The organism is Vibrio sp. La 4.2.2 (assembly GCF_027586995.1).
GTDB classification, from domain to species: Bacteria; Pseudomonadota; Gammaproteobacteria; order Enterobacterales; family Vibrionaceae; genus Vibrio; species Vibrio mediterranei.
On the sequence record NZ_JAPPTJ010000005.1, the window covers coordinates 284,565 to 295,448 of the forward strand.

The 10,884-nt window shown below is 42.8% G+C and carries 11 protein-coding genes and 1 riboswitch; of the genes, 5 read left to right on the forward strand and 6 right to left on the reverse strand.

The features are described from left to right. Positions 1–292 precede the first annotated feature (292 nt). The 3 genes from glgC to OH456_RS13305 all read left to right on the forward strand — a co-directional run bounded on the left by glgC (position 293) and on the right by OH456_RS13305 (position 3,937). Complete coding sequence (gene glgC / locus OH456_RS13295; protein WP_006074945.1) at positions 293–1,510, forward strand: glucose-1-phosphate adenylyltransferase; 1,218 nt, start codon at positions 293–295, stop codon at positions 1,508–1,510. A gap of 1 nt (position 1,511) precedes the next feature. Then, positions 1,512–2,975 carry a glycogen synthase GlgA gene (glgA, locus tag OH456_RS13300; protein ID WP_038223135.1) on the forward strand — a complete coding sequence of 488 codons (1,464 nt, stop codon included), beginning with the start codon at positions 1,512–1,514 and terminating at the stop codon, positions 2,973–2,975. A gap of 161 nt (positions 2,976–3,136) precedes the next feature. Further along, positions 3,137–3,937, forward strand: coding sequence for an alpha/beta fold hydrolase (locus tag OH456_RS13305; protein ID WP_006074947.1), 801 nt, complete (start codon positions 3,137–3,139; stop codon positions 3,935–3,937). Here the strand turns inward: OH456_RS13305 and OH456_RS13310 are convergent. From OH456_RS13310 to torD, 5 genes are all read right to left on the reverse strand, one after another. Next, positions 3,915–4,250: a putative signal transducing protein gene (locus OH456_RS13310; protein ID WP_006074948.1), complete on the reverse strand. Its 336-nt coding sequence runs from the start codon at positions 4,248–4,250 to the stop codon at positions 3,915–3,917. The two genes, OH456_RS13305 and OH456_RS13310, sit on opposite strands and share 23 nt — an antisense overlap. Next, positions 4,250–4,933 (reverse strand): TVP38/TMEM64 family protein, encoded by a 684-nt coding sequence (locus tag OH456_RS13315; protein WP_006074949.1) that lies wholly within the window; start codon positions 4,931–4,933, stop codon positions 4,250–4,252. The genes OH456_RS13310 and OH456_RS13315 overlap by 1 nt, the downstream gene beginning before the upstream one ends. Before the next feature lie 119 nt (positions 4,934–5,052). Beyond that, entirely contained in the window at positions 5,053–5,643 is a 591-nt protein-coding gene (locus tag OH456_RS13320) for a TfoX/Sxy family DNA transformation protein (protein WP_006074950.1), read from the reverse strand. 115 nt (positions 5,644–5,758) lie between these two features. Then, a riboswitch (cyclic di-GMP riboswitch) is annotated at positions 5,759–5,846 on the reverse strand. A gap of 179 nt (positions 5,847–6,025) precedes the next feature. Continuing rightward, a complete protein-coding gene (gene purR, locus OH456_RS13325; RefSeq protein WP_006074951.1) occupies positions 6,026–7,030 on the reverse strand; it encodes an HTH-type transcriptional repressor PurR in 1,005 nt (334 codons plus the stop codon). Between the two features lie 302 nt (positions 7,031–7,332). Then, a complete protein-coding gene (torD, locus tag OH456_RS13330; RefSeq protein ID WP_006074952.1) occupies positions 7,333–7,986 on the reverse strand; it encodes a molecular chaperone TorD in 654 nt (217 codons plus the stop codon). Between the two features lie 280 nt (positions 7,987–8,266). Between torD and torR the strand changes: the two genes are divergently transcribed. After that, the gene (torR, locus tag OH456_RS13335; protein WP_006074953.1) at positions 8,267–8,977 is read left to right on the forward strand and encodes a two-component system response regulator TorR; all 711 of its coding nucleotides are present in this window, start codon (positions 8,267–8,269) and stop codon (positions 8,975–8,977) included. A 111-nt stretch (positions 8,978–9,088) separates the two neighbouring features. Here the strand turns inward: torR and elyC are convergent, their stop codons facing one another. Continuing rightward, positions 9,089–9,982 carry an envelope biogenesis factor ElyC gene (gene elyC / locus OH456_RS13340; protein ID WP_006074954.1) on the reverse strand — a complete coding sequence of 298 codons (894 nt, stop codon included), beginning with the start codon at positions 9,980–9,982 and terminating at the stop codon, positions 9,089–9,091. Positions 9,983–10,096: 114 nt separating this feature from the next. Here elyC and cmoM point away from each other — a divergent pair, with 114 nt between their 5' ends. Further along, positions 10,097–10,879: a tRNA uridine 5-oxyacetic acid(34) methyltransferase CmoM gene (gene cmoM / locus OH456_RS13345; protein ID WP_038223139.1), complete on the forward strand. Its 783-nt coding sequence runs from the start codon at positions 10,097–10,099 to the stop codon at positions 10,877–10,879. The last annotated feature ends 5 nt before the right edge of the window (positions 10,880–10,884 follow it).

Genomic DNA, 10,884 nt, shown 5'->3' on the forward strand with positions numbered 1-10,884 from the left:
AAGGCATAAGTTTTGATGCAACTGTGTTCAATGCCAAATAATGCGTCATGATGCATTGTAATCTTATTTCAAAACGATAATTTAGATAAAAACCATATTAAAAAAATGGTTGGCCTAGGTTGATAATTAAACAACTTGGCCTCAAGCCTATTTTATATACAAGATTCAACGTTTGAATGGTCGATGAAATAATCGACATTGTCATCCGTTAATAAAGAAGTCGGGTACCCCCATATGTAATTTAACTACCCGACAATAAATGGAAAAAAGCTGTAATAAAACGGAGATATCAATGGCTGGTGTATTGGGAATGATTCTTGCTGGTGGAGAAGGCTCTCGCCTACGTCCTTTAACCGAATCACGTAGCAAACCTGCGGTACCATTTGGAGGAAGCTATCGTCTGATTGACTTCGCTCTGAACAACTTTATCAATGCTGACTTAATGCGAATTTATGTCCTCACTCAATTTAAGTCTCAATCACTTTATCAACACATGCGTAAAGGTTGGAATCTAACGGGAATCACCGATCGATTCATTGACCCCATTCCTGCTCAAATGCGTGATGGTAAACGTTGGTATGAAGGTACTGCGGATGCGATTTATCAAAACGTTCGTTTTATCGAGTTAGCCAATCCTGAGCACGTATGTATCTTTGGGTCTGATCATATCTATAAAATGGACATTCGTCAGATGCTAGACTTTCACAAACGCAAGGAAGCGAAACTAACCGTTTCAGCACTGCGAATGCCATTAGAGGAAGCGTCAGAATTTGGCGTGATTGAAGTTGATGAAGAAGGCAAAATGATTGGCTTTGAAGAAAAGCCACAAAACCCGAAGTCAATTCCTGGTCACCCTGATATGGCGTTAGTGTCTATGGGTAACTATATCTTCGAAGCAGAAAGTCTTTGCAATGAGCTACGTATAGATGCCGAGAATACTGAGTCTAGCCATGATTTTGGTAAAGATATTATTCCTAAGATGTTCCCTGAAGGTGATGTCTATGTTTATGATTTCTCTACCAACAAAATCAGCGGTGAGAAAGACACTACTTACTGGCGTGATGTAGGTACGATCGACTCGTACTGGGCGGCTCATATGGATCTACTTCAAGAAGACGCTCAGTTCTCGCTATACAACCGTAAATGGCCGCTTCACACTTATTATCCACCATTGCCGCCAGCAACGTTCGTTGACGCTGAGCATCAAAAGATCAAGATTACTGACAGCTTGATTGCGGGCGGTAGTTATGTTCGTGGCTCATCAATCTATCGCTCTGTATTAGGTTTTAGAAGTAATATTGCCGCTGGTTCTGTGGTGAGTGAATCTGTTATCCTAGGTGACGTAAAGATTGGTGCTGGTTGTACAATCAAGCGCGCGATCATTGATAAGAACGTAGAAATTGCCCCTGGGACTGTGATTGGTGAAGATCTTGAGTTGGATGCGAAACGTTTCCATGTCTCCCCAGGTGGCGTTGTAGTCATCAAGAAAGGGACGAAAGTTGGATTCTAAAATGCGAAACATAGATGTATGGTTTCCAGTTTCAGAAGCGCAAGGACTTGTAAAAAGTGGAGGCTTGGCAGATGTTGCCAAGGCTCTGCCTAAAGCTCTGCAAGAACTGGGTAAAAATGTAGCCATTACTTTACCCGGTTACCAGTCACTGCCTAACAAGGATCAGTATGAGTTTGTACTAGCTACGGAGCTAGAGCACTGGCCACATACACCGTACCAAGTTAAGAAAACGCAACTCGACGGTGTTGATGTGTTCGTGATCGAATGTGATCGATACTTCGATAGGCCGGAATTGTATGCTGAGCACAATCGAGCTTATGCTGACAATGGGGAACGATTTGGTTTCTTCGCTGCAGCGAGTCTGGATGTGTTACCGAAACTCGGTATTCGACCTTCTATTGTTCATGCCAACGACTGGCATACTGGTTTGATCCCATTCTTGCTTAAAACACGCTACGCTGATGACGAGCGTTTTGCAGGAATGAAGTCAGTTCTAACGGTTCACAATGCTATTTTTAAAGGCATCTTTTCCTACAGTCAGCTGGAAATCATTCCGGAACTCCGTCTTTCTGGAATGGAATTTCTACAGTATGGGGACGGTTGGGTAAGCACACTTCGTGCGGGAATTGCCTTCGCAGATAAAATCAACGCAGTAAGCCCTAACTATGCCGCTGAACTAGTGACCCCTCTAGGTTCACATGGTTTGGTAGACGATTTTGTTCATCGTTCCAAAGATCTTCATGGCATCGTTAATGGCTGTGACTACTCAGAGTGGAACCCTAAGCTTGACGACTTTCTACCGGTCAATTACGACGACGAGTTAGAGAGAATGCTAAATGGTAAGCTCGCCGCTAAGCAGGCGTTGCAAAAGGAGCTATCGCTGCCAGAACGCAATGTTCCAATGGTTGGCATGGTATGTCGATTGACTCACCAAAAAGGTTTTCATTACATACTGCCAATATTGGATAAGTTTCTGAAAAACGATGTTCAGGTTGTCATTATCGGAACTGGTGAACCACAAATCGCTTCCCATCTTAACGATATTGCTGAGCAGTTTTCTGATAAGTTGGCGTTTGTAGAGGCGTATAGCAACCGATTTGCTCATCTAGTAGAGGCTGGCTCAGACTTTTTCCTAATGCCTTCTGAATTTGAAGCATGTGGTCTGAACCAAATCTACAGTATGGCTTATGGTACCTTGCCTATTGTACGTAAAGTTGGTGGGCTGAAAGATACGGTAATCGACTTTGATGACAATCCACAGCAGGCAACGGGCTTTGGGTTTGATGAGCCTTGCCATGACGCGCTGTTGATTGTCTTACAGCGAGCGCTTCTGTTCTATTTGCAACACCCAGAAGAGATGCGTGAGATGCAACTTCGAGCAATGCGCAAAGACTTTAGCTGGATAGAATCTGCCAAGGAATACATCAAAATGTATGATTTGGCGCTTGAAGCCTCACATAGCTAATATCATTGGAAGAGCGGCGTAATGCCGCTCTTTTATATGCACTTGTTGGCATTTTTTGACACAATTGGAAATCATTTTTTCTAAATTTCCGCGCAATTTTCTCCTGAGACGTGTAGAGTTGTGATAACTTTATTTTCGTACTACTAACCAATCCGAGAACTATGTCCGAAAGCCTACTATTTCATAAAACGTATACCCATCCTACAAGTGATGAATGGGTGGTATTTGTGCATGGGGCAGGGGGCAGCTCATCTATATGGTTTAAGCAGATACGAGCTTATCGTGAGCACTTCAACTTACTGTTCATTGATTTGCGTGGACATGGTAAATCAAATCAGTTCTTAAAAGATATCATGGCCAACAAGTACACATTCAAAACGGTAACAATGGATATCGTTCGTGTACTGGACCACCTTAAAATACAATCGGCCCATTTTGTCGGCATGTCTCTTGGTACCATCATCGTGCGCAATATTGCTGAACTGGCAATGCCAAGAGTGCGCTCGATGGTTCTGGGTGGAGCGGTAACGCGCTTTAACACACGTTCACAAATACTGGTAAAAATTGGCAACATGAGTAAGCACATAATCCCTTATATGTGGCTCTACAGCTTATTTGCGTACATTGTGATGCCTCAGAGGGGACAGAAAGAGTCTCGCCACTTGTTTGTTAGAGAAGCTAAGAAACTGTGCCAAAACGAATTTAAGCGTTGGTATCGACTAACTACGGAAGTCAACCCACTGAATCGTTACTTCAAGGAGAGGGAACTACCGATTCCGACCCTGTACCTAATGGGTGAGAAAGACTACATGTTCATCAAGCCGGTGAAAGAAATGGTGGCTGAACATAAGTCCAGCCAACTATTAGAGATTAAAGATTGTGGCCATGTTTGTAATGTCGAGAACCCCGAAGAGTTCAATCGTCACTCAATTGCCTTTATTAAGTCGGTGACACCTCAGTAGGCGCTAACGCTTGGCAACTCCAACAGGCGCCAAACTGCGCTTCATTCACTTCATGACACCTTGGACACACCCAATCCCTTTTTTCCAAATCTGCTTTTAACTGTTCTTGCCACTCGGCTATGATAGCTTTCGCTTTAACATGTTGTTTGTTATCGATTAGCCAGACATAAGGCAAGGTATTTTCATCAAATGGCACTTCACCTCGAAGCGTGTAAACCCCTTCACCTCTAACTTCACAAAGGATTCCTTCATTTTTCAATTGTTGTTGAACGATATGCGCCTCCGTCGGACTATTGCCAATAAAAACCTTCATTATTCTTGTACCTGTGGTGAGCGAGAAATTCGCGCCATAATCCACTTAGCAATCAGTGGAAATAATCCCAACAAGGCAAATGAAGCTAAAACTGCTGGGGAAACGATACCTGACAAACTGTTAATATTGGCGAGCTGTGTACCGGCATTTAAGTAAACCGCAGTTCCAGGCAACATGCCTAGCTGGCTCACTAAATAGTACTTTGACACTTTAATTGGTGTTAAGCCCATTAATAGGTTGATTAAGAAGAACGGAAATACCGGAATCAATCTTAGCGAGAACAGATAGAAAGCCCCGTCCTTTTCTACACCTTTATTGATAGTTTCTAACTTTGAACCGAACTTGCTTTGAACCCAGTCACGCAATAAAAAGCGACTACTCAAAAATGCAATGGTTGCACCAATGGTACTAGCAAAAGAGACAAGAAGAAGGCTGGTCCAAAAGCCAAATAAAGCGGCACCTAGTAACGTAACGACTGCAGCTCCCGGAATTGAGAATGCGGTAATGGCAATATAGGCAAAAAAGTACACTAATGCGGCAGTAACAAAATTCTGACTGATATATTCGCTGAGTGCAGCTTGCTGAGCCTGAGCATTTTCCAGTGTTAAATATTGTCCAAAATTAACACCTAGAATGATAATGACGGCGAGAAGTGCGATTCCGAGTATTAGCTTTTTGCTCATGATGCTGTCCTTGTGACGACTCTGTATTAGTTTAGTAGACAGGGCGTGGATAGATTTACTTTCATCATAAACTAAAAAAATCAGCCGTTAGGCTGATTTTTTGTATAGAGCGATAAGGGCTAGTTTATAAGACTGGCCAATTCTTCTCTTTTATTTTGCGGAATCACGGACCAGTGCGTGCCATTAATGGCACCCTCTAGCGCCCAAAGTAACTCAAGACCTACAGTATTTGAGTGAGTTCGTTGGATTGCTTTAAAAGCCTCCACAGAACCTTGCTCTTGCAGATCGTATACCGATTCAATTCCAGCTTTCTTAAGCATACGCTCAGTAGCCAGTCTTAAATTAGGTAAATCTTTGAGTCGATTGGGTTTTGTTTCCGACTGTTGCACTTTTTCTGTTTTTGCGAACTCTAAGGCAGAGCGAGCATGAGTCAAGATAACATCCTGATCTTGCCAACAGTCCTCAGGGAGTGCGAAATACTTAGTGACAACGGGGAACCCACGCTTCTTATAAACGTATGGCTTGTAGCCAAGTTGCTTAAATTTAGCGATCGTCTGACGGTTAGTTCTGATATGTAATTTGTTATTCACTGCTAATGCAAACATGGTATCGTCAATAAAGATACCAAATCCACCAAACATAGAACGAGACTTAACTCTTCCAAGCTGAGCGAACAATTGCATCGAGTTTTTTAGTATAGGATTGTCCATGCTTATTCTTTTCTCGGTGTTATTGATTGTGTCACCAAAATCAGGTCCGAGAGTATAGCAAACGGGTGTCAGCCTTCTGTTAGCGGTAAACCAAAAGAATGCTAATACCTTTGCCATCGGTAACCCCGCTACCTATCAAATAAATTTGGTTTAGGCCGGTGGCTTTGCGTCCCACCCTTTCAAGTGGTTTGCCCTGTGCGTGACATATTTAGAATAAATGAAAATGACTCACATCTATGACGGTTGTATGGTAAAAGTGTGATATTGCTTCAGATAATCGATTGGGATTTGTGCGGGAGAGTGTGTCGAAACAAACAATAAAGCGTTCAGTTTATTGGATGAGGATCAAAAAAAAGTGCCTAGAAAGGCACTTTTTTCAGGATTATGTGAGTTTTTTGACAGAATCACGTTCTACAATCTCAGGGTGCATTTCGAAAATGCGTTTTTCGTGACCTTTATCTTTGATTCGTTCTAGAAGAATCTCAAACGCATTCTTACCTACACGACGCTTCGGTTGGTGCACTGTTGTTAGTGGTGGAGAGAAATACTCAGCCAATTCGATATTGTCATAACCGATAACGGAAATATCTTCTGGAACTTTTACACCTAATTGTTGCAGGCGACTCATTAAACCGAATGCCATGGTGTCGTTGAAGCAGAATACGGCAGTTGGACGAACTTCCATTGCTGCAATACGGTTAGCGGCAATCACGGCCGTATCACATTCGAAGTTACCTTCTAAGATTCGGTCATCTTTCATCTCGATACCCGCTTCCGCTAGAGCACGCTGATAGCCGACAATACGCTCTTGGCAAACGGCTTTCTCTAGGTGTCCGCTCAAGCATGCAATGTCAGTATGACCGTTATCGATCAGATATTTAGTTGCGAGATAGCCGCCTTCTTCCGAGTTATCAATGATCTTGTCGGCTTGAGAGCTTTCTGGGCCCCAGTCCATAATCACTTTCGGAATATCTGAATGACGGTCTAGCATTTCTAGTAGCTCTTCAGTTAAGTCGGAGCACATAACCAAAATGCCATCAACACGTTTTTCTGCGAGCATGCGAATATAGTCGCGCTGTTTCTCGTAGACACCACCCGTGTTACATAGGATTAAAGTATAGCCTTGGCGATAGCAGTAGCTTTCAACACCGTCGATGACTTCCGAGAAGAACAAGTTTGTAGATTGAGTGACAAGCATTCCAATCGTTTTGGTCGAGTTACATTTCAAACTACGAGCAACCGCACTTGGTGCATAGTTAAGTTCATCTACCGCTGCCATCACTTTTTCTTGTGTGGCTTCTGCTACAAAACGAGTTTTATTAATTACGTGAGAAACGGTGGTCGTTGAAACGCCAGCCAGACGGGCGACATCTTTGATTGTTGCCATAGCTATATCCTTTTATCGCGGAGTGCTATTAATAGCCAATACCGCTTCGAATTCTGGAAGCCAATATATGGGTTCCTAATAAGTAGTGCATTCTGAATGAAAAAACCGCTTTTCAGCGGTTTGGTTCAACAGTTCGACAGATTATTATTGTGCTTGTTGAATACCAAAGCGGCTTTTGCATTTAAACGGCGGATTGTAGTCTTCCCCATTGATACAAGCAATCACTTATACAACAAATTTATAGATAAGGCGCACTTTTGTCTGTAACGGTGAGTGATAAACAGTACATGCGCCTCAAAATCTTAGGCTTGATCACCTTTTAAGTAATCAAGATCTAGCTTGATGAGTGCTTGAAGTACTGTTGATACCGCGGCGTAAAAACCAAACTCATCGTGCTGCTGACATTTAGTCACGAATTGTGGCACCCAAGTTAGCAGGTGTTGTTCAATAAACTCTGCTTGCTGCTCCATCGCCTCATTCATGTGAGCTTCTGACTCTAATTCGTTGGAACGAATAATGAGGTTCCCGAGAAAATCGAGCTCAATAGCCAAATGATCCGCTGGTTCGTTTAAGTTTTCAGTTACCGCAATATTGTGCTCCGCAAGCAACTCTGACATGACTTGAGCGGGTTTGTCGTTTAACAGACCTGACTCACCAATATATAAAGAAGCATAAGGTAGTGCCCCATGCTTATCTGTTTTCAAAAACAGATCACAAAAATCAGCAGACAACTCAAGTTGGGCATCTTCTCTTACTTGCAGTCTGTTTAGTGCGTCGACCATAGAGGCGATAGGAGCTGATAGTGTTGGGTTTTCACCCAGTCCAGTAAGGAAAGCGCGTATATCTGGGCTTTGATATTTCTCGAGTTCTTCTGTGGTTAGTTCTCTAGCAAAGAGGCTCGAAAGCCACCAGTATAATTCAGCACGTTGTTCGTTAAATGCTTTGATTTCTTGCATTTTCTTATCTCCAAAAGTGTTATCTCTATTTTAGCTAATAAAGATGAACAACAGTAATCATTGATGTGAAAAAAAAAGATGAAAAATGAAGGGTTGTGAAGACATGGTCATGTGGAACAAGGTTTTTGGATAAATCTCTGTTGCATATCTGAAGTTAAGATTTCTATTTGTTTTGAATCAAGAAAAAGCAAGTTTTCTTCAATTCACGTCAATGTAGGCTAGAATTGTGACTAATTATGAATAGAATGACTCTGTCATTGAAAGATTGAGATAGAAAGACATGAAATATCACGTACTAGTAGTGGAAGATGATGTCGTTACGCGCAGCAAACTAGCGGGTTACTTCGAAAGTGAAGGTTACTTGGTGAGTGAAGCGGAGAGCGGCGAACAAATGCGTCAGATTCTACAGGAAGCCAGCATCGACTTGGTGATGTTAGACATCAACTTGCCGAAAGAAGATGGACTGATGCTAACGCGTGAATTAAGAAGTCAATCGGATATTGGCATCATTCTAGTGACGGGTCGCACAGATAGTATCGACCGTATCGTTGGTTTGGAAATGGGCGCAGATGATTATGTGACGAAACCATTCGAATTGAGGGAACTCCTAGTCCGCGTCAAAAATTTGCTATGGCGTATTTCTCTAGCCAGAAAACAACCTATTATTGAAGAATCGGTGCAGAATGAGAACTTGATTTACTTTGGTGAATGGGTGTTTGACAAGCAACGCCGTTCGCTAAGTAACAATGGAGAGCCAGTAAAACTCACTAAGGCAGAGTACGAACTCTTAGTAGCACTATCGGCATATCCTAACCAGGTACTTAGCCGAGAGCGTATACTTAATATGATTAGCCATCGAGTTGACGCGCCAAACGACCGCACTATTGATGTTTTAATTCGTCGCATGCGTGCGAAGATGGAGCTGGATCCGAAGAACCCACAGATTTTCATTACTGTTCACGGTGAAGGGTATATGTTCGCCGGTGATTAGCTTTCTATTCTGTTGCAATCATGACATAAAGTCCGTTGCAACTAGACTTTTTGAATAGTCGAAAAAAACGCCTCACTTTATAAGTGTGGCGTTTTCTTTTGTGCCTGACTTTTATTGAGCGTTTGCGGCTTCTTGCGGTTCTTCAGGAGCAAGCTGCGCTTCAATGTCTTGCTCAGTGATCTTATCTACACCCTCAGAAGACTCTAACTCAGAAACGGAAGGTAAAAACTCTTGGTTACCTTCGTTAGCCACCCAATCACGAAGGTTTTGCCATATTAACCCCATGGTCTCGTGCCAGTACCGCTCAGTTTGCTCCAAGTAGCGAGATGATGGAGTATATTTCTGCCATGCTTGCTCGATGTCTTTTTGTGCTAGGAAGTTAGTTGGCGCCGGGAGTGGGTTTAAGCCTGCAGCTTCAAATTCGTGCATAGCGCGCTTCATATGGCTAGCTGACGTCACCAAAACCAGCTTCTTATTTTGCACGAATCCAGCAGCTTGTCGGGCTTCTTCCCATGTGTCTTTTGCTGTTTCCAACAAAATGATATCCGGTTTAGCAATACCTAAAGCAAGGGCAACTTTCGCCATGGTTCTAGCGTGACTGACACCGGTACCACCATCATAACCAGATAGAATTAATTTAGCGCCTGGATACATTCTGAGAATCCGGATACCTTCACTTAAGCGCATTAATGAAGCTCGGCTCAGTTCTGAAGTGGGCGGAATTTGGTCGTCGACCACGTGCCCACCACCAAGGACCATCACGTAGTCGATGGTTTCATTAATGGGTAAGAACGCACTGTATTGGCGCTCAAGTGGCATTAACAGGCGGCTAGATAAGGGTTGGAATGAAATAAGAAAAGTCCCACACAGAGACACGAGAATAATCAGGCTTCCTAGTTTACGGCGTGCCGTAAACATGATGAGAACTAAGCCCAAGAAGCCAAGAATTAACATGGCAGGTAAAGGCATTAGTAATGAAGACACAACCTTTTTCAGCTCAAACATAGAATAATAGTCCGAAAAAACACCACTTAACGCTAAAAAAGGGAGTTGCCCCTTTATTCCTGTCACTTATATGACAGAATAGCTGTACAACTGGTTATCTTAACTCAATATACCGTGATGCAAGACCGAAATTTCGACGATATCGCCCACAAATTTGCAAAAAATATTTACGGCTCAGAGAAGGGTGAAATCCGCCAAACTATTGTTTGGGAAGACTTAACCCAAGCTCTCGCTGCGCTGGATGATACAAGAAAAAAACTAGAAGTTTTAGATGCAGGTGGTGGATTAGGGCAAGTTTCGCAACGAATTGCTGAGAGAGGACACAAGATCACATTGTGTGACCTCTCTTCTGAAATGCTCAAGTTGGCCAAGGCAGATGTTGAAAAAAACGGGCTACTCTCGCAATATCGCTGGATACATAGTCCAGTACAGCGTATTGCAGAACATATGAGTCAACCAGTAGACCTGGTGTTGTTTCATGCCGTTATGGAATGGTTAGCTGAACCTAGACCCGCTCTAGAAGCGGTTTTACAGCAAGTGAAACCTGGTGGTATCGCTTCTGTCATGTTTTACAATCATCATGGATTGGTATTTAAGAACGTCATATGTGGCAATATTCCTCATGTACTTGAAGGCATGCCGCATAGAAAAAGATTTAAGCTTCAGCCACAAAAAGGGCTGAAGCCAGAGGAAGTGTATCAATGGATAGAGGATGCGGGATTTGAAATATGTGGCAAATCTGGCATTCGTTCATTCAGTGATTACATTGGCAATATGCAATACATGGGAGACTACACCGCTGAAGATGTTCTAAAAATAGAACAGCAACTGTGTCGCCAAGAACCCTATCTCTCCATGGGCCGATACATACATGTATGGGCGAGGAAAAAACAATAACAGGA

What these genes read in the sequence shown, in the direction of transcription:
- glgC (WP_006074945.1), top strand. Translation starts at nt 293, where the DNA reads ATGGCTGGTGTATTGGGAATGATTCTTGCTGGTGGAGAAGGCTCTCGC.
- glgA (WP_038223135.1), top strand. Translation starts at nt 1,512, where the DNA reads ATGCGAAACATAGATGTATGGTTTCCAGTTTCAGAAGCGCAAGGACTT.
- OH456_RS13305 (WP_006074947.1), top strand. Translation starts at nt 3,137, where the DNA reads ATGTCCGAAAGCCTACTATTTCATAAAACGTATACCCATCCTACAAGT.
- OH456_RS13310 (WP_006074948.1), bottom strand. Translation starts at nt 4,250, where the DNA reads ATGAAGGTTTTTATTGGCAATAGTCCGACGGAGGCGCATATCGTTCAA.
- OH456_RS13315 (WP_006074949.1), bottom strand. Translation starts at nt 4,933, where the DNA reads ATGAGCAAAAAGCTAATACTCGGAATCGCACTTCTCGCCGTCATTATC.
- OH456_RS13320 (WP_006074950.1), bottom strand. Translation starts at nt 5,643, where the DNA reads ATGGACAATCCTATACTAAAAAACTCGATGCAATTGTTCGCTCAGCTT.
- purR (WP_006074951.1), bottom strand. Translation starts at nt 7,030, where the DNA reads ATGGCAACAATCAAAGATGTCGCCCGTCTGGCTGGCGTTTCAACGACC.
- torD (WP_006074952.1), bottom strand. Translation starts at nt 7,986, where the DNA reads ATGCAAGAAATCAAAGCATTTAACGAACAACGTGCTGAATTATACTGG.
- torR (WP_006074953.1), top strand. Translation starts at nt 8,267, where the DNA reads ATGAAATATCACGTACTAGTAGTGGAAGATGATGTCGTTACGCGCAGC.
- elyC (WP_006074954.1), bottom strand. Translation starts at nt 9,982, where the DNA reads ATGTTTGAGCTGAAAAAGGTTGTGTCTTCATTACTAATGCCTTTACCT.